This window comes from Mycolicibacterium tusciae (genome assembly GCF_002086795.1).
GTDB classification, from domain to species: Bacteria; Actinomycetota; Actinomycetes; order Mycobacteriales; family Mycobacteriaceae; genus Mycobacterium; species Mycobacterium tusciae.
Genome location: NZ_MVIM01000006.1, coordinates 157,916 through 176,458, shown reverse-complemented (window position 1 = coordinate 176,458; position 18,543 = coordinate 157,916). Strand labels below are relative to the sequence as shown.

17 protein-coding genes and 1 pseudogene are annotated in these 18,543 nt (G+C 63.9%); 13 read left to right on the top strand and 5 right to left on the bottom strand.

Annotated elements, in window-relative coordinates; translation table 11 throughout:
* Positions 1-5 precede the first annotated feature (5 nt).
* Complete coding sequence (locus BST47_RS13480; RefSeq protein ID WP_083126024.1) at positions 6-602, bottom strand: TetR/AcrR family transcriptional regulator; 597 nt, start codon at positions 600-602, stop codon at positions 6-8.
* Positions 603-691: 89 nt separating this feature from the next.
* Between BST47_RS13480 and BST47_RS13475 the strand changes: the two genes are divergently transcribed.
* The gene (locus tag BST47_RS13475) at positions 692-1,234 is read left to right on the top strand and encodes an NADPH-dependent FMN reductase (protein ID WP_083126023.1); all 543 of its coding nucleotides are present in this window, start codon (positions 692-694) and stop codon (positions 1,232-1,234) included.
* A 2-nt stretch (positions 1,235-1,236) separates the two neighbouring features.
* On the opposite strand, the gene BST47_RS13470 is transcribed toward BST47_RS13475, so the two are convergent.
* Positions 1,237-2,460, bottom strand: a complete 1,224-nt coding sequence (locus BST47_RS13470) for an alkane 1-monooxygenase (RefSeq protein WP_083126022.1) — start codon at positions 2,458-2,460, stop codon at positions 1,237-1,239.
* A gap of 132 nt (positions 2,461-2,592) precedes the next feature.
* On the opposite strand from BST47_RS13470, the gene BST47_RS13465 reads away from it, so the two are divergent.
* The 5 genes from BST47_RS13465 to nrdE all read left to right on the top strand — a co-directional run bounded on the left by BST47_RS13465 (position 2,593) and on the right by nrdE (position 7,815).
* Positions 2,593-2,796, top strand: coding sequence for a rubredoxin (locus BST47_RS13465; RefSeq protein ID WP_083126021.1), 204 nt, complete (start codon positions 2,593-2,595; stop codon positions 2,794-2,796).
* 122 nt (positions 2,797-2,918) lie between these two features.
* Positions 2,919-4,520 (top strand): GMC oxidoreductase, encoded by a 1,602-nt coding sequence (locus BST47_RS13460; RefSeq protein WP_234809692.1) that lies wholly within the window; start codon positions 2,919-2,921, stop codon positions 4,518-4,520.
* Positions 4,521-4,950: 430 nt separating this feature from the next.
* The gene (locus tag BST47_RS13455; protein ID WP_083126019.1) at positions 4,951-5,199 is read left to right on the top strand and encodes a redoxin NrdH; all 249 of its coding nucleotides are present in this window, start codon (positions 4,951-4,953) and stop codon (positions 5,197-5,199) included.
* Between the two features lie 31 nt (positions 5,200-5,230).
* On the top strand, positions 5,231-5,674 hold the full coding sequence (nrdI, locus tag BST47_RS13450) for a class Ib ribonucleoside-diphosphate reductase assembly flavoprotein NrdI (RefSeq protein WP_083126018.1): 444 nt from the start codon (positions 5,231-5,233) through the stop codon (positions 5,672-5,674).
* Positions 5,641-7,815: a class 1b ribonucleoside-diphosphate reductase subunit alpha gene (gene nrdE, locus BST47_RS13445; protein WP_083126017.1), complete on the top strand. Its 2,175-nt coding sequence runs from the start codon at positions 5,641-5,643 to the stop codon at positions 7,813-7,815. The genes nrdI and nrdE overlap by 34 nt, the downstream gene beginning before the upstream one ends.
* A 300-nt stretch (positions 7,816-8,115) precedes the next feature.
* Here nrdE and BST47_RS13440 read toward each other — a convergent pair whose 3' ends face one another.
* Positions 8,116-8,502 carry a DUF5997 family protein gene (locus tag BST47_RS13440; protein ID WP_083126016.1) on the bottom strand — a complete coding sequence of 129 codons (387 nt, stop codon included), beginning with the start codon at positions 8,500-8,502 and terminating at the stop codon, positions 8,116-8,118.
* Positions 8,503-8,536: 34 nt separating this feature from the next.
* Between BST47_RS13440 and BST47_RS13435 the strand changes: the two genes are divergently transcribed.
* Positions 8,537-9,253 carry a LysR family transcriptional regulator substrate-binding protein gene (locus tag BST47_RS13435; RefSeq protein ID WP_083126170.1) on the top strand — a complete coding sequence of 239 codons (717 nt, stop codon included), beginning with the start codon at positions 8,537-8,539 and terminating at the stop codon, positions 9,251-9,253.
* 66 nt (positions 9,254-9,319) lie between these two features.
* On the opposite strand, the gene BST47_RS13430 is transcribed toward BST47_RS13435, so the two are convergent.
* The gene (locus tag BST47_RS13430) at positions 9,320-10,507 is read right to left on the bottom strand and encodes an NAD(P)/FAD-dependent oxidoreductase (protein ID WP_083126015.1); all 1,188 of its coding nucleotides are present in this window, start codon (positions 10,505-10,507) and stop codon (positions 9,320-9,322) included.
* A gap of 151 nt (positions 10,508-10,658) precedes the next feature.
* On the opposite strand from BST47_RS13430, the gene BST47_RS13425 reads away from it, so the two are divergent.
* The 4 genes from BST47_RS13425 to nrdF all read left to right on the top strand — a co-directional run bounded on the left by BST47_RS13425 (position 10,659) and on the right by nrdF (position 14,926).
* Positions 10,659-11,399, top strand: coding sequence for a TetR/AcrR family transcriptional regulator (locus tag BST47_RS13425; RefSeq protein WP_107528951.1), 741 nt, complete (start codon positions 10,659-10,661; stop codon positions 11,397-11,399).
* Between the two features lie 53 nt (positions 11,400-11,452).
* Positions 11,453-12,199, top strand: a complete 747-nt coding sequence (locus BST47_RS13420) for a hypothetical protein (protein ID WP_083126013.1) — start codon at positions 11,453-11,455, stop codon at positions 12,197-12,199.
* Between the two features lie 108 nt (positions 12,200-12,307).
* Positions 12,308-13,828: a flavin-containing monooxygenase gene (locus BST47_RS13415; RefSeq protein ID WP_083126012.1), complete on the top strand. Its 1,521-nt coding sequence runs from the start codon at positions 12,308-12,310 to the stop codon at positions 13,826-13,828.
* A 135-nt stretch (positions 13,829-13,963) separates the two neighbouring features.
* A complete protein-coding gene (gene nrdF / locus BST47_RS13410; protein ID WP_083126169.1) occupies positions 13,964-14,926 on the top strand; it encodes a class 1b ribonucleoside-diphosphate reductase subunit beta in 963 nt (320 codons plus the stop codon).
* Here the strand turns inward: nrdF and BST47_RS13405 are convergent.
* Positions 14,923-15,555, bottom strand: a complete 633-nt coding sequence (locus tag BST47_RS13405; protein WP_083126011.1) for a cutinase family protein — start codon at positions 15,553-15,555, stop codon at positions 14,923-14,925. The two genes, nrdF and BST47_RS13405, sit on opposite strands and share 4 nt — an antisense overlap.
* A gap of 2 nt (positions 15,556-15,557) precedes the next feature.
* Here BST47_RS13405 and BST47_RS31630 point away from each other — a divergent pair.
* A pseudogene (locus tag BST47_RS31630) lies at positions 15,558-16,163 on the top strand (AAA family ATPase); the annotation flags it as partial.
* A gap of 171 nt (positions 16,164-16,334) precedes the next feature.
* Entirely contained in the window at positions 16,335-18,539 is a 2,205-nt protein-coding gene (locus tag BST47_RS13400; RefSeq protein WP_234809689.1) for a helix-turn-helix transcriptional regulator, read from the top strand.
* The last annotated feature ends 4 nt before the right edge of the window (positions 18,540-18,543 follow it).

Sequence of the window (18,543 nt, the reverse complement as noted above, 5' to 3'; positions counted from 1 at the left end):
CGGGGTCAGGTGCCGCAGACCTTGCGCGCCAAGGTCTCCCACGCGTCACCAAGACGCCTCAGTGTCTGACCACCCTCGGTGAGCTGGTGGTGCACGTAGTCGGCGTCCAGCAGCGCGAGCAGGGCAGTGGCCTGAGAGTCAAGGTCCCCGGTGGTGTCCGCCTCTTCAAGCAGCACCGTGATGTGCCGTTGATGGAGCGTGGCCGGGGCGCTGAAGCGCATCTGCGGGTCCCTGTTGGCGTCCGACAGCAGCGCCTGATGGGCTCTGACGAACTTCAGCCTGGCGCGGCCGAACGCGATCAGCCGTTCCAGCGGCGGCGCACCGGGGCCAAGCGGAGGCGGCCCGAACAGAAAGGCCTGCTGCTGGACCTTCTCGTCCTCGTCGAGCAGGACGATCATCAGACCCGCGCGGCTGCCGAAGCGGCGGAACAGTGTGCCCTTGCCCACACCTGCGGCGGTGGCGATGTCGTCGGTGGTGACCGCCTCGGTGCCGCGTTCGGCGATGAGCCGGCGCGCGGCTTCCAGCAGTAACGTGCGATTACGAGCGGCGTCGCCCCGCTCTTGCGGCGCCTCGTCGGAGATCGGCAGCGCGTGCGGGGGCATGTCACCACCTTAATTCAGAGGGATGAATTCGGACCAAGGTCCGGTTTCACGATGCGAGGATCCATACCGCGATCGAAAGGGTTTTGAACATGTCGGACATCAAGGTGCTCGTACTGGTAGGTAGCCTGCGTGCGGCGTCTGTCAATCGGCAGCTCGCCGAACTCGCCATCGAATCGGCTCCAGCCGGTGTGCGGCTGGAGACTTTTGACCGGCTGGGGGAGTTGCCGTTCTACAACGAGGACATCGACAACGCCGATGTCGCCGAACCGGTAGTCGCGTTACGGCAGGCCGCCGCCGACGCTGACGCCGCTCTGGTCGTCACACCCGAATACAACGGCAGCATTCCGGGCGTGCTGAAGAACGCGATCGACTGGTTGTCGCGGCCGTTCGGTAACGGCGCGCTCAAAGGTAAGCCGCTGGCGGTCGTGGGCGCCGCGCTCGGCCAATACGGCGGGGTGTGGGCCCACGACGAAACGCGCAAGTCGTTCGGCATTGCCGGACCGCGCGTCATCGAGGACCTGACTCTGTCAGTGCGATCGACGGCATTCGACGGCAAGCATCCCCGGGAGAACTCCGAGGTTGCCGAACAATTGCGCGACATCGTGGGCAAGCTGGCCGCCGAAGTCGGCTGACATCACAGCGGCGGGCTCGCGTCGCGGTAGGCCGCGCGTCTGCCTTGTTTTGCGTAGCGCGGACTCAACGCCGCCAGGTGTAGCTGGCCGCCGTAGTGCTGAATGACGCGCCAGTCCATGATGCGGCGCCATAACGGCGGGATCAGCGCGATCAGCATCATCGTGGCGTAGCCCGACGGAAGCTGCGGCGCCTCCTCGGCATGGCGCAGCGTCTGATAGCGGCGCACCGGATGGGCGTGATGGTCGGAGTGCCGCTGGAGGTGGAACAGACACACGTTGGCGACGATCGTGTTGCTGTTCCAGCTGTGCCACGCGCGTACGCGTTCGTAGCGCCCGTCGGCGAGCTTTTGTCGCCTCAGCCCATAGTGCTCGAGATAGTTGACGGCTTCGAGCATGCAGAAGCCGACGATCGCCTGGCCGATAAGCCATGGCAGCACAACGACTCCGAACCAGACGACCAGAATCACGAACAACACCAGCGTGAGCAGCCAGGCGTTGAGAACGTCGTTGCGCAGACTCCAGTGAGTCGTCCCGATCCGCGCGAATCGTGCTCGCTCGAGTCGCCATGCGGATCGCACACCGCCGGTCAGCGACCGGCCGATGAACGCGTACAGCGATTCGCCGAGCCGTGAACTTGCGGGATCCTCGGGCGTGGCGACCCTGGCGTGGTGACCGCGGTTGTGCTCGACGAAGAAATGCCCGTAGCCAGACTGAGCGAGTGCGAGTTTGCTCAGCCTGCGCTCCAGTCCTGCCCGCCGGTGGCCGAGTTCGTGCGCGGTGCTGATCGCGATCCCGCCGACGATGCCTACCGTGAACATCAGTCCGAGCTTGCCGACCCATGACATGTGGACCCAGCCGCCGCCGGCCCATATCCAGCATGCGAAGAGCAGCGAAAGATATTGCCCGGGAAGGAAGAGCATGGTGACCCAGCGATAGAAGCGGTCGTTCTCCAGCCAGGCCAACGCGCTGTCGGGCGGGTTCTCGGCATCGGCGCCGACCAGATGGTCGAGCACCGGCACGACGAGGAACGTCAGGATCGGACCGAACCACCAGAACAGATCCACACTGGTCACCTGCACCAGAAACCACGATTCGGCGACAAGCGACGGCACGATCGGCGCTAGCAGCCAGAGGTAACGCTTGCGGTCCCGCCAACCCTTGTTCGTGGCGACGTCGTGTCCGGGCTCAGTACGCCCGCGATGCTCGGCTCTCGATGTCGACTCCATGACTCCTATTCATTGCTAGATCTGCTATCGCAAACTACAAAAGAGGGCTAATATATTCAACTCGTAGCGGAAATCCATGCGATGTGGCATCGGGAGACGATCGGCTCAGGTGGATGAAGGAGAGCGCTCGTGATGATGGCGCAATGCCCCGAATGTGGCTATCGATACTGTGAAAGCACAGCTAATCCGCGTGAAGGCTTCCCCCCGGGCACCCCATGGGATGCAGTTCCGGACGACTGGAACTGCCCGGACTGTTGCGTTCGCGACAAAGTCGACTTCTTGATCCTTACTGACAGCATGGGCAACTCACCTGGAATTGACGTCTGTAGAAAATAATGGAAAATTCGCTAGAATCGCAAAGGACCGACAAGTTGGCGGTCCAGCGAGCGTCCGGTGCGCAACATCGGCGCGCTGAGCCGACGGTCTCACGCAGGCGCTTTCTTGGAGCCTCGGCAGGGATGGTCGCGGGTGCCGCCCTCGGCGCCGGTTTCCTCGAATTCAGGATTCCGCCGGCAGCGAAGAGCTCGCGAAGTCATTACCCCGCGATCGTGGTCGGCAGTGGTTACGGCGGCGGGGTGTCCGCGCTGCGGCTTGGACAGGCCGGGATTCAAACATTGATTTTGGAGAAGGGAAGACACTGGGACACACCGGACGAAGACGGCAGACGTTTCACCCGCATGTTGCCCGCCGATACGCGTGCGGCGTGGTTCTCCGACGTCCCGCCGAGCCTGGTGCCGTCGTACATGGGTGTCTCTGTCGAAGACGTGGCCAAGAACAACCCGTCGGCACAACCCGTCCAAGCCGGCATCTGTGACAAGTCAGTGCACGGCGCGCACAGCGTGTTTCGCGGCGTCGCGGTCGGTGGCGGATCGATGATCAACGCGGCGATCGCCGCCGTCCCCACCGCGGATCAGGTTCGCGCCGCCTTCCCTGACATCACCGCCGACGAGTTCCTCGGCACCTACGTCGGGCGCGCCGCGGAGATGCTTCGCATCAACCGCCGCGACATGGACTGGTTCGAACGGACACCCTACTTTCAATACGCGCGGGTGGGCCGTCAATACGCCCAGGCCGCGGGTTACGGCGTCGACTACAGCGCCAGCGCGTATTCGTTCGAGTACATGAAACAGGAAGAGGCGGGGCAGGTTCCGCGCTCCGCACTGGACTTCGAACAGCAGTACGGCAACAACTTCGGGCGGTTCGGCAGCGTCGACCAAACATACATCGCCGCGGCCCTGGGGACCGGCTACGTGAAACTACGTGCCCTCACCGAAGTCACCGGCATCCGCCGTGAACCCTCCGGCGAGTACGTGGTATCCATCCGCGAGATCGACCGGTGGGGGACCGAAGTCGCCCGCGAGGAATTAGGTTGCGATCGACTGTTTTTGAGCGCCGGGGTGCTCGGCACGTCGCATATTCTGATGCGGGCGCGGGACACCGGAGCGCTTCCGGATCTCAGTGACGAGATAGGCCGTGGCTACGGCAACAATGGGGACGTCATGGTGTCGCACATGACCAGCGATCCGACGGGCACCGAGCAGTCGCTGATGGGCATGATCAACATCGACGGCCGCAACGACCCGGACAACCCGGTGTATGCCAGCGTCTTCTCGATCCCGCTTCCGGTTGAGACTCACGCGCTCGGCTACTACGCGATGGTCAAGACCGACGACCGTGCGGACATCATGTATGACCCCGCCACCGATTCGATCACCATCGACTGGCCGGAAGGGCACACCGAGCATCAGGTGGCCAGGGCCCGGACCGTGTTCGACCGGATCGTCGGCGCCAACGGCGTCGAGTACCGCGATGACATCTTCGACGGGAAGGTCTTCGCACCCCACACGGTGCATCCGCTGGGCGGGGTGGTGCGGGGGCGGGCCACCGACGCCTTCGGGCGCGTCAGGGGCTACGACAACCTCTACGTGAACGATGCGTCGCTGATCCCGGGTTACATCGGCTGCAATCCGTTCATGTCAATCACCGCGCTTGCCGAGCGCAACATCGAGGGGATCCTTCGCGGCCGGCGTTACGCCGACGACGCCGGACGTCTTCCGTGACCGTTCCGGCGCATTTGCTGTTACGTCACTGTGACAGTTGACGGCGGCTGACCTGTCGGTGGCCGGTGGTAGATCTAGGGCTCAGGCGCGACACACCCAAGATGTGACGTGCGACACGCCGGAGAAGATCGCCGCCGAATGCTTACGACCAGGGAATTTCAAAATTGTTATTCAGAACATCTGGTATCTGTTCGGATTGTCGGACACTAGGTGTAGTGTTTCGAACACCGACAGACCCCCACAGTTTCCAAATCTCCACGGGTCGGCCGGAGGCCAGAAATCCGCCGGTGTCGGCTCTCAGACCCCACGGACCGCGGCCTCGGACCGCAGGAATTTTGAGGGCCTCCGGGCCGCTGAAATTCAGTGGGGATGTAGTACCCGAGTAGTAGCCAGTCCCAGCACAGTGCCTGTTGTAGAGGAGCCGTACCGAATGTCGCACTCATCGATCACCGTGTACACCAAGCCCGCATGCGTGCAGTGCAACGCCACGTACAAGGCGCTGGACAAGCAGGGCGTCGCCTACGAGACGGTCGACATCAGCCTCGACAGCGAGGCGCGTGACTACGTCATGGCGCTCGGCTACCTGCAGGCCCCGGTCGTGGTTGCCGGCAACGATCACTGGTCAGGATTCCGTCCTGATCGCATCAAGGCGCTCGGCGCGGTCGCCGCCACGGCCTAGGGGTAACCAGACAGCGGAGAGGAGAAAACGAATGAGCAACCTCGTTTACTTCTCGAGCGTCTCGGAGAACACCCACCGCTTCGTCCAGAAGCTGGGTTTGCCCGCCACCCGGATCCCATTGCACGGCCGTATCGAGGTCGACGAGCCGTACGTGCTCGTCCTTCCCACCTACGGCGGCGGCAAGGCAACGCCCGATATCAGCAGTGGGGGCTACGTCCCCAAACAGGTCATCGCTTTTTTGAACAACGAGCACAACCGGTCGTTGATCCGCGGAGTCATCGCCGCGGGCAACAACAACTTCGGTGAAGAATTCGCCTACGCCGGCAATGTGGTGTCCGCCAAGTGCCGCGTGCCTTACCTCTACCGCTTCGAATTGATGGGAACCCCCGACGACGTTGAAGCCGTCCGTCTGGGTCTTGCTGACTTCTGGAAGGAACAGACGTGCCACCAACCGTCACAGCTGCAGAGCCTGTAACCGCCACCCCGGCCGCCGTTGGCGGCGCCGGCGAGACGGATTACCACGCGCTCAACGCGATGCTGAATCTGTACGACGCCGACGGCAAGATCCAGTTCGAGAAGGACCGCGAGGCAGCGCACCAGTACTTCCTGGAGCACGTCAACCAGAACACCGTGTTCTTCCACGATCAGGACGAGAAGCTCGACTACCTGATCAAGGAGAACTACTACGAGCGCGAGGTGCTCGATCAGTACTCGCGCAATTTCGTCAAGTCACTGATCAGTCGCGCCTATGCGAAGAAGTTCCGGTTCCCGACGTTCCTCGGCGCATTCAAGTACTACACCAGCTACACGCTGAAAACCTTTGACGGCAAGCGCTATCTGGAGCGCTTCGAGGACCGTGTCGTCATGGTGGCGCTGACGCTCGCCTCGGGTGACACCATCCTTGCCGAGAAACTCGTTGACGAGATCATCGACGGCCGATTCCAGCCGGCCACGCCGACGTTCCTGAACTCCGGCAAGAAGCAACGCGGCGAGCCGGTGAGCTGCTTCCTGCTGCGCATCGAGGACAACATGGAGTCCATCGGGCGGTCCATCAACTCTGCGTTGCAGCTGTCGAAGCGCGGTGGCGGTGTCGCGTTGCTGCTGACCAACATTCGTGAGCACGGCGCGCCCATCAAGAACATCGAGAACCAGAGCTCGGGTGTCATCCCCATCATGAAGCTGCTGGAGGACTCGTTCTCCTACGCCAACCAGCTGGGTGCACGTCAGGGCGCGGGCGCGGTGTACCTGCATGCGCACCATCCCGACATCTACCGCTTCCTCGACACCAAGCGTGAGAACGCCGACGAGAAGATCCGCATCAAGACGCTGTCGTTGGGTGTGGTGATTCCGGACATCACGTTCGAGCTCGCGAAGAAGAACGAGGACATGTACCTGTTCTCGCCGTACGACGTCGAGCGCGTTTACGGGCTGCCGTTCGCTGACATCTCGGTCACCGAGAAGTACTACGAGATGGTCGACGACGCACGGATCCGCAAGACGAAGATCAAGGCGCGTGAGTTCTTCCAGACGCTGGCCGAGCTGCAGTTCGAGTCGGGCTACCCGTACATCATGTACGAGGACACAGTGAACCGAGCCAACCCGATCGACGGCAAGATCACCCACAGCAACCTGTGCTCGGAGATCCTGCAGGTGTCGACGCCGTCGGTGTTCAACGACGATCTGTCCTACGCCCAAGTGGGCAAGGACATTTCGTGCAACCTCGGCTCGATGAACATCGCCAAGACCATGGATTCGCCGGACTTCGCGCAGAGCATCGAGGTGGCCATCCGGGCGTTGACTGCGGTGTCAGATCAGACGCACATCTGGTCGGTGCCGTCGATCGAGCAGGGCAACAACGACTCCCACGCGATCGGCCTGGGGCAGATGAACCTGCACGGGTACCTGGCGCGGGAGCGAATTCACTACGGCTCCGAAGAGGGTGTGGACTTCACCAACATCTACTTCTACACGGTGCTGTACCACGCGCTGCGGGCGTCAAACCGCATCGCGATCGAACGCGGCTCGCACTTCAAGGGTTTCGAGAAGTCGAAATACGCGTCGGGTGAGTTCTTCGACAAGTACACCGAGCAGGTGTGGGAGCCGAAGACCGATCGGGTCAAGCAGCTGTTCGAGAAGGCCGGCATCCGGATCCCGTCGCAGGAGGACTGGACGCGGCTCAAGGAGTCGGTGCAGAAGGACGGCATCTACAACCAGAACCTGCAGGCCGTTCCTCCGACAGGTTCGATCAGCTACATCAACAACTCGACCAGCTCGATCCACCCGGTGGCGAGCCGGATCGAGATCCGCAAGGAAGGCAAGATCGGCCGCGTCTACTACCCGGCGCCGTACCTGACGAACGACAACCTCGAGTACTACCAGGACGCGTACGAGATCGGCTACGAGAAGATCATCGACACGTATGCCGCGGCGACGCAGCATGTCGACCAGGGGCTGAGCCTGACGCTGTTCTTCAAGGACACCGCGACCACCCGTGACGTCAACAAGGCGCAGATCTACGCCTGGCGCAAAGGAATCAAGACGCTGTACTACATCCGCCTGCGTCAGATGGCGCTGGAGGGCACCGAGGTCGAGGGCTGCGTCAGCTGCATGCTGTAGGGCGGTTCGCCTCCGGCATGCGCAATTGCTCAAGCCATCGACTGGGGGCTGGTGCAGGCATACGCTCGATTGATGGCTGATCAAAAGCAGAGCTACGACCCCAAGAAGGGCGGCAAGTTCGAGCCGACCACCAAGGCTAAGCCTGCCCCCGGCCCACAAGTGGGCGACCACGACCGCAACAAGAAGAAGTAGCGCGCTTCGTTCTGCTCGCCGAGTGTCCAACTATGGGACACTCGGAGCCCGAATTCGTCGTACAAGTGGCCACTGGGCGGCCGAGCCGTCGAGGTAGGTCGGGTCAGCTCACCTGTCGCGGACCTGGTCTGCACGTTGCGCTTTCAGGCGTCGCTGCTCGGTCAACACAGCTTGGTAGTTCTCGCGTTCGGCGATCAGCCACGGCGGATTCTCGTCGATCAGCGCATTGATCTGCTCGGTGGTCAACGCATCGACGACGCCGCCGCGCGCAAGACCGGCGATCGAGACGCCCAGCTTGGCTGCGACGAGGTTCTTCGGGTGCGGCCCGTTCTTTCGAAGATCGTGCAGCCACTGCGGCGGATCCGCCTGGAGGGCGGCGAGATCGGCACGGGTGATCGGGTTGTTCTGGAACGCCTCGGGCGTCGCGGGCAGGTAGACGTCCAGTTTTTTCGCCGCCGTCGCGGGCTTCATGGACTGCGCGTTCGCCCTGCTCATGGTGCAAGCCTATCGGTAGCCTGATGCGGTGGCTTTGCCCTCGCTGCCCTCGCTCACCCTCGGTTACGTTCCCGGCGGGACGCCCGCGAAGTGGGCTCGGATCTGGGCGCAGCGGCACCCCGACGTACCGCTGCGGCTGCGAACGATCGCCGCGGCGGACGCCGCCGCCGAAGTGCGGGACGGCGCCGTCGACGTCGCGGTGCTGCGGCTGCCGGCAGACACCGCCGGTCTGGCGGTCATCCCGCTGTACGAAGAGACCACGGTGGCGGTGGTGCCGTCCGATCACATCCTCAGTGCAGCCGACGAGCTCACCGCCGCGGACCTCGAGGGCGAGCCGACACTGATCCCACTCGACGACGTCGCCGGCTGGGCAGGCGCTCCCGGCGCCCCGGTCGAGCATCGGCCCGAAACGACCGAGAGCGCAATAGAACTCGTCGCCGCGGGAACGGGCGTGCTCATTGTGCCGCAGTCACTGGCGCGGCTTTATCACCGAAAGGACCTCACCTATCGGCCGATCGCCGACGCGCCCGCGTGCCAGGTGGCGCTCGCCGTCCCGGAAGGGCCGCAGTCTCCGTTGATCGAGGATTTCATCGGGATCGTGCGGGGCCGCAAACCCGGGTCGTCGCGCGCGCAGGCAGAGCCGGCACCGAAACGCACGGCACGGGAGAAGACCCTCGCAAAGCAGGCCGCCCGCGCCGCAGCGGGGAAGGTCGCCCGGCAGCCCGGCCAGGCAAAGCGCGGTCGACGCTAGGTGCCGAGTGCACGCTTTGTGTACGCGAACGTCGAGAAGCGCCACGAACAAGCGTGCGCTCGGCGACTACTTCTTGATCGTGTGTTGTGGACCTTGGGCTTTCTTGTACAGCGCCTTGAGCATGCGGTCACGGAATGCGGCGTTGTCGATGAGCTTCACCCCGGCATTGGCAAGCCGCGGTTGGCCCAGCAGCTTGTGGAAGTAGCGGCCACGCCGGTACTCGCGACCCCACGCGGCTTCCATGCGCTGCGCGTAGTTGGTGAAATCGTCGGGGCCGCCGTTCTGCAATGCCGCGATCGCGCATTCGCCTGCGGCGAGCCCGGATTCGAGCGCCTTCGAGATGCCCGCGCCGGACGCCGGTTTGCCCGCACCCAGCGAGTCGCCGGTGAACAGCACGCCCGGGCGCCACGGCGGCCACGCGGTGAAGCCCATCGGCAGTCGCCACGCCCGCACACTCTTGTTCTTCTTCAGCTCCTCGATCGGCGGCAACTCCCAATCGGCGGGCAGCGTGCGCAGGAACTCGCCGAGGAACTGGGTGGCGTTGATCGACTGCCAGTTCTTGTAGCTGTTGACGTAACCGAGGCCGATGTTGAACACACCGTTGCCCATCGGGAACACCCAGCCGTAGCCGGGAAGCTGGTCGCCCTGGAACGCCAGCTTCAAATAGATGTCGAGGCTGTCGGAGTCGGGCCGATTGGCGTGCATCTCCGACCGGATCGCGATGGCCTGGTAGCCGTTGTACTCCGAGTCGATCTTCAGGGCGCGCTTGATGGGTGAGTAGGCGCCATCGGCGGCAATGACTGCGTCGCCGTACACCTTCTCGCCGCTCTTGAGCGTCACACCCACCACGCGGCCGCTGGGATCGAGTTCAGGTCCGGCTACCTCGGCGCCCTGACGGACCTCGGCGCCGGCGGACTCGGCGTGCTTGAGCAACGTGGTGTCGAGGTGTTCGCGGCTGACGGTGTGCCCGTGGTCGGGCATGCCGGGACGCTTGGGGAACGACAGCTCCCACTCGCTCGGGCTGAACACCGTCACACGGTTGACCCGGTGGTAGGTGGCGACCTCGTCGGCCAGACCCATCTTTTGCAGGTAGCTCACGGCACGGGCGGTGAGCCCGTCACCGCAGGGCTTGGCGCGCGGGAATTCGGCCTTGTCCAGGACCACTACCTTGGCGCCGGTCTGCGCGGCCTGCCATGCGGCTGCTGAGCCAGAAGGCCCACCACCTGCGATGACCAGGTCGTATCGCTGCGTCATGAATCTCGTCTCGTCGATCGGCTATCGCAGAGATAGTACCCAAGCTGACGCCGTGCATCTCACCGACAAATATGCCCTAATACATCGGTAATTATCTCCGCCGCGGGATGGTCTGAGCAGGTCAGCGCAGTCCGGGCGGTACAGTGACGGGGTGCGACGAGGGTCCAGATCACATTCCAGCGCTGAGCCGGGTGTCAAAGTGGACGCCCGTAGCGAGCGCTGGCGCGAGCACCGGAAGAAGGTGCGGGCGGAAATAGTCGATGCCGCGTTCCGCGCGATCGACCGCCTCGGACCCAACGTCAGCGTGCGCGAGATCGCCGAAGAGGCGGGCACCGCGAAGCCCAAGATCTACCGCCACTTCGCGGACAAAGCCGACATGTTCTCCGAGATCGGTCAGCGGATGCGCGACATGTTGTGGGCGGCGATCATCCCGTCGGTCAACGTGCAGACCGACTCAGCCCGCCAGATCGTCGGCCGTGGCGTCGAGCACTATGTGGAGCTGGTCGATCAGCATCCGAACGTGGTGCGGTTCCTGCTGCAGGGACGGTTCGCCGACCAGTCGGCTACCGCGATGACGACCGTCAACAAGGGCAGCGAAATCACCCTCGCCATCGCCGGCATGATCAGCACCCAGCTCGAGGACCTCGCGCCCGAACCGGAGGCGTTCGAGCTGGCGGCGTTCGCGATCTTCGGTACCGCGGCGTCGGCGACCGACTGGTGGCTTGGCGTAGATGACGACAAGCCGCGGCGGATGCCGACCGACAAGTTCATCGCGCACATGACCACGATCATGGTCGGCGCCATCAACGGCACCGCGGAGCTGCTCGGCATCGAGATCGACGCCGACCAGCCGATTCACACCGCTGTCCGTCGACAGCAACCCGTCGCCTGATTTGAGGCAGACGCCTCATGTCGTGAGGCCATGTCGCCGAACACCATTGGCGCATGACGAAACAACACACCCCCCGAGATGCCGTGGCGGCCCTGCTGGCCGACCCGGTCCTGCCCCCTGGAGACGACGAGCGATTCGTCGGATTCGGGATCATGGGTCTGCCCTTCGCCAACGGGCACTACCTGGCCATGCGACAGATCCCGGCGACAACGTTCGCACCGCCGTATGTGTCGGTGTGGCACCGTGATCCGTCCTGCAACTGGACGTTCTACGCCACCACGCCCGGACAACAAAGCTGCGCGCGGTATTTCAGCTCGGCCACGCCGAATGATGCCGTGCAGTGCGATATCGACGTCACCTGGACCGGCCCCCAATCGGTGCGCATCGAGATCCCGGGAAGTTTGCAGTGGACGGTCGAATTGCAGTCGGTCGCCGCCACCCGTTTGATGGGCAGAATCGGCGACTGGTTGCCCGCATCGGCCTGGACGGACCCGGCGGCTCTGCGGCGGCTGAGCGCTGTGGCACGACCGATGCTTGGTGTCGGCGACATTCGGCTGACGGGCCGCGCACCCAACGGGCAGTGCTACATGATGGCGCCCAGCCAGTTGTGGGTCGTCTCGGATTCGCAGGCGGTCCTCAACGGCCGTGACCTGGGGCCCAGCGGCCCCCTGCTCCGCCAGGCCCGCCTTGGCGACTTCCGGATGCCGCAGCGCGGCATCGGCATGGTCGGGTCGGGACACTTCGAGACTTTTGACCCGCGCCGGCACCGCAGCGCCGAACGGGAGGCGGCCTACGCCTGACGCCGGTGGCAACTTCCCGCCGCCGTCGTGCGTTGACACCCTGGGCCGCAATGCGGACACTGGCTAAAGTATCCGGTACCGGCGTTCCCAGGAAATGGAGTCCAAGACATGACGATGGCGCAGGACACGCCAGAGGTAACAGCCGCCCAGCCGGTGCACACCCGCGCGCTGATCATCGGCTCGGGGTTTTCCGGTCTGGGGATGGCCATCGCGTTGCAGCAGCAGAACGTGGACTTCGTGATCCTGGAAAAGGCCGACGACATCGGCGGCACGTGGCGCGACAACACCTATCCCGGCTGCGCGTGTGACATCCCGTCGCACATGTACTCGTTCTCGTTCGAGCCCAAGCCCGACTGGTCGCACATGTGGTCGTTTCAGCCGGAAATCCAGGATTACCTGCAAGGTGTGACGAACAAGTACGGGCTGCGGCGCTACATCCAGTTCAACTCCCACGTAGACCGGGCGCACTGGGACGACGAGGAGATGCGCTGGCACGCCTTCACGAAGGATGGCCGCGAGTTCGTTGCTCAGTTCCTCATCTCCGGCGCCGGGGGATTGCACATCCCGCTCATCCCGGAGTTCGAGGGGCTCAACGAGTTCGAGGGTGCGGTCTTCCACTCCGCGCAATGGGACCACAGCGTCGATCTGACCGGTAAGCGCGTCGCGGTGATCGGGACGGGTGCCAGCGCCATCCAGATTGTGCCCGAGATCGTGAAGGACGTTGCGGCGCTTCAGCTTTACCAGCGTACTCCCGCGTGGGTGATGCCCCGACCGAACAATCCGATCCCGCGGTGGATGCGGCAGGTGTTCACCTACGTGCCGGGCACGCGTGCGGCGATGCGCGCCGGAATCTACTGGATCCATGAGGGTGTCGGCTTCGCGATGACAAAGCAGCCGCGGCTACTCAAACTCGGTGAACTGATGGGAAAGGCCAACATTCGGCGCTCCGTCAAAGACCCCGTGCTGCGCAAGAAGTTGACTCCGAACTACCGCGCCGGCTGCAAGCGCATCCTTAACTCCGACACCTACTACAAGGGCATCGCCGACCCGAAGACCGAGGTCATCACCGACGGCATCGCGCGGTTCACCAAGACCGGCATCGTCGCAAGCGACGGCACCGAACGTGAGGTCGATGTCGTGGTGTCCGCCACCGGCTTTCACGTCACCGACTCCTACACCTACGTCGATATCAAGGGTCCCCGCGGTGAAGACCTCGTCGACCGGTGGAATCGTGAGGGTATCGCCGCACTGCGCGGCATCACGATCGCCGACATGCCGAACTTGTTCTTCCTGCTCGGGCCAAATACCGCGCTCGGGCACAACTCCGTGGTGTTCATGATCGAGTCGCAGATCCGGTATGCGGCGCATGCGATCGCGGCCGTCGACAAGAAGGGCGCGCAGGCGTTGGCGCCGACGCGGGCCGCCCAGGACGCGTACAACGACGAGTTGCAGCGCGACCTGGCGGGCACGGTTTGGAACACCGGCGGGTGCCGCAGCTGGTACATGGATGAACACGGCGTCAACCGCACGCTGTGGAGCGGGATGACATGGCAGTACTGGCTGGCCACTCGTCGTTTCGACACGTCGGAGTACGAATTTCTGGACGCGAGCAGCCACGTAGCCGTGTAGCTTCGCGACACGCCAAAACAAGATGTTGTGTTGCGGTCGAAAGTCGGACCCCAGTTGTAGTGTTGAGGGTGCTATAGCAGCTCTATAGCCAAGTCCTAGAAGACCAGGTGAAACGGGGTTCTTGTGAGCGATGGCGTGAAACTGATCGACCGTGTCTCGGCCATCAACTGGAACCGCGTGCAAGACGAGAAAGACGCCGAGGTCTGGGACCGGCTGACCGGAAACTTCTGGTTGCCGGAGAAGGTGCCGGTGTCCAACGACATCCCCTCTTGGGGAACGTTGAACGACCACGAGAAACAGCTCACGATGCGCGTGTTCACCGGGCTGACGTTGCTGGATACCATCCAGGGCACGGTCGGCGCCGTAAGCCTGATCCCCGATGCGCTGACGCCGCACGAGGAGGCGGTGTACACCAATATCGCGTTCATGGAGTCGGTGCACGCGCGCAGCTACTCCAACATCTTCTCGACCTTGTGCTCGACCTCCGAGATCGACGACGCGTTCCGCTGGTCGGAGGAGAACCCCAACCTGCAGCGCAAGGCCGAGATCGTCATGCAGTACTACAAGGGCGACGAGCCGCTGAAGCGCAAGGTGGCCTCCACGCTGCTGGAGAGCTTCCTGTTCTACTCGGGCTTCTACCTGCCCATGTACTGGTCGAGCCGGGCCAAGCTGACCAACACCGCCGACATGATCCGGCTGATCATTCGCGACGAGGCCGTGCACGGCTACTACATCGGCTACAAGTACCAGCGCGGGCTGGCCAACACCGATGCCGCCACGCAGGCCGAACTCAAGGATTACACCTACGAGTTGCTCTTCGAGCTCTACGACAACGAGGTCGAATACACGCAGGACCTCTACGACGAGGTCGGCCTGACCGAGGACGTCAAGAAGTTCCTGCGCTACAACGCGAACAAGGCGCTGATGAACCTCGGCTACGAAGCGCTGTTCCCGCGCGACGAGACCGACGTCAACCCGGCGATTCTGTCGGCGTTGAGTCCCAACGCCGACGAGAACCACGACTTCTTCTCGGGTTCAGGCTCGAGCTACGTCATCGGCAAGGCCGTCAACACCGAAGACGAGGACTGGGACTTCTAAAGCCTGCCCGCGACGTAGCTCGCGGCTTGCTCCACCAGTCCGGAACCGATGTATGACGGCTGTAGGTGTGAATCCCAGTTGAAACCGCGCCCGCAGATGGGGTCGCCGTCCGCGCACTGGTCGATCGTCCTATCGGCATAGGCCGGGGCCGGACCGAGCCGCTTGCCGCCGTTGCCGAACATCACGACCGCTGCGACGTGCTGCCTTTCACTTGAGGACAGTCTGTTCGCCCTCGTCATGAGGTCGGCCGCCGTGGCACCGAGGGAGTAGCCACCGAGCACCATGCGGGTATTCGGGCAGGTTTTCGCCATCGATTGAACGCGCATGCGCATATCTGTGGCGCCGGCCGCGGCGTCCGTATCCGCGACGTAGTTGACCCCGTACACCCCGATGGACCTCGGGGTCGTGGAGCGCAGCGCATTGACGAAGACATCACCGACCGCGCCGACACCGGGTGGTTCCTGGCGCCCGCGAGCGAAGACCACTTCGACATCGGGGCATTGCGCGGACGCCACCGGGATGAACGGCGACGTCGTCGAGGGAAATGCTGCTGGGGTAATCAGGAGGATCGCGGCGAGCAGGGCAGCCGCCAGATTGAACACGCATGTAGTTATGGGCCTGGACTTCATGAATGATCTTCGTGCCGCGGTCGGCGTACGTTACGTCGCGCCCTCGCGCCTTTAATAGCCGACAGTCGTTCCAGGAAACTCCCAGCGCGGGTGCCTTAGGGTTACCCCACATCGGGTACGGCGCTCGGCGCTGTACGACATACCGGCGCGGGGAGGTCACCGACGCTGTGACTCGGGGTGAGGAGTCGCGCGAGGGCGACCTCGTGAGCTCGGCAGTGCGCGCGACAGAGTGGAAGTCCGTCGTGGCATTGCTGGCCAATCTGGCTGCCGGCCCGGTCGGACTGTTTGTCGAAGGCGAAGCCGGTATCGGCAAGACCACGTTGTACCGCGACGCTATCGAATTTGCCCACGCCGAGGGCTTCCAGGTGCTTGCGGCGCATGGCTCGCCCGGCGAGGTGAACTTCGCGTTTGCGGCACTGGCGGACTTGCTGGCAGATGTCGACGTCGATGTGTTCGCCGACCTGCCGTCGGTTCAGCGAGCGGCGCTGGATCAACTCTTGCTGCGCGGCAGCGCTGCCCCCGTTGTTCCCGACGAACGGGCGTCAGCGGCGGCTCTATATTCAGTGGTGCAGCGGCTCGAGGAGCGTGCGCCGGTGTTGATCGCCATCGACGACGTGCCGTGGCTGGACACGCCGAGCAGCGCCGCCATCCGCTTCGTGGCGCGGCGGATCAAGGGGTCGATCGGCATACTTGCCACCGCACGCACAGGAGGCTCCGCATTTCCCGATTCGTCCTCGTGGCTACAGATGCGACGTCCGGATGTCGTCCGCCGGATGCGAATGGCTCCGCTGGCCCGCCGCGGTGTGGACGCGTTGATGGCCCGCCGACAGGAACGGGCCTTCACGCGCGCCCAGTTGCAGCGCATCTACGAGATATCCGGGGGTAACCCGCTTTACGCGCTTGAACTCGCCCGAGCCGTTGACGACGGCCGAGGACTCGACGATCGATTGCCGGAGACCTTGGCGGCGATGGTCGAGACGCAGCTGAAGGGTCTTGATCAGCAAGCAGAGACGCTGCTGCTGGCCGCCGCCTGTTCGCCGAAGCCGACGGTAGCGTTGGTATCCAGGGCAACTGAAGTCGAAGAACAACGTGTGGTCGAAGTGCTGGAACGCGGCGACGTAGCGCGCATCGTCTCGATCATCGGCAACAGCATTCATTTCTCGCATCCGCTTCTGGCGACAGGTGTCTACACCGGTGCTGAGTCCGGCGACCGTCGCGAGATGCATCGTCGCCTGGCTGACATCGTCGAGCCGCCGGAGCTCAAGGCGCGCCATCTGGCATCGGCGGCATCCAGCGCCGACCCTGCGACTCTTGAAGCGCTTGACGCCGCGGCCGCCACGACGCGCGACCAGGGTGCTCCGACCGCGGCGGCGGAACTGATCGAGCTAGCCATCGGGCTCGGCGGCGACAACCCGATACGTCGAATGTTGGCCGCGCGTAATCACTTTGAAGCCGGTTCCATCGCCGCCGCGCGCGGCCATCTCGACAAAGTCGCCGACAGCCTGCCACCCGGCGTTCTACGCGGAGCGGCAGTGATGCTTCGCGGTGCCATCGACGGATACGATGGCTCCTACACCGCAGCGGTGGACGCGCTCACCGAAAGCCTGGGCCAGGCCGACGATAGCCCCGCACTCCGGCTGCAGGCGCTGATGCTGCTCGCACCGGCCATCGGCGTCGCCGGAAAATGCGAAGAATCACTTGCGTACGCGCGCGAAGCCATTGAACTCGCCGATCAACTGTCCGACCCGGCGCTGCGGAGCCAGGCGCGCGCGCTGTGGGTCAATATGCACTTCCTGTACGGGCGGGGTCTTGCCGATCGCGCTCTGTCCGAAGCCATTGAGCTGCAAGGCGACTCCCATCCCGCCCATGTACACACGCGGGCGGACGCCATCAAAGCCGTGACAGACGCGGGACTCGGTCGTCTCGAATCGGCGCGGCGTCATATGCGGGTTCTCAAACAGCAAGCGGCCGACCGCGGCAATGAGATCGACGCATTATGGATTGACACTCACGCGACGACCATCAGCATCTGGTTGGGCGACTATCAGGACGCGGCCGTGATCGCCGACGACGTCGCCCAGCGCGCCGAGCAACTAGGCGGTCACAGTGCGCGCCTATCCGCGCTGACATGCCAGGCTGCGGTCGCCGCCTATACGGGCCGCGTCGACGACGCGCGTCTAGCGGCAACCAGCGCCATCGCCTTGGCACACGAGACAGGTGGACATTATCTGGCCGGGCCGCCCACAGTCAGCCTCGGCTTCGTCAACGTATCGACGGGCGACTACGCCGCGACATTGTACAGCCTTCGACCGCTACTGGCCACATTCGATCGCGAGCACGGCACCGAAATGGTGGGCGGCGGCTACCTTCCCGATGCCATCGAAGCGCTCGCCGGGATGGGCCGCCTGGATGAAGCGCGGCCTTTGATCGACGCGCTCGAAGAAAATGGTCGTCGGCTCAGTCGGCCGTGGATGCTCTTCACCGCCGCGCGTGGACGCAGCCAGTTGCAGGCGGCAAGCGGCGATCTGGACGCGGCGGAATCGTCCGCCCGGGCCGCGCTGGACCATCACCGAGAGCTGCCGATGCCGTTCGAGGAGGCGCGTACTCAGCTGATAGTCGGCCAAATACAGCGACGCCGACGTCGCAAGCAGGCGGCACAGGCCTCCGTGGAAGCCGCGCTGTGCACGTTCGAACAGATCGGCGCACCACTCTGGGCGCAACGTGCACGCGCCGAACTATCCCGACTCAGGGGCACGCGGTCGGGAGGAATCGGCCTCACGCCGGCCGAGGAGCGTGTCGCCCAGCGCGCCGCCGAAGGTATGACGAACCGCGAAATCGCGGCACACCTTTTCGTGTCTCCCAAGACCGTCGAAATGAACCTCAGCAACATCTATCGCAAGCTCGGTATCCGATCCCGGGCCCAACTTCATTTGCGCCTGACGGACCTCAATACCAGCGAAGACCCTGATTCACGAGGCGTGTAACGGC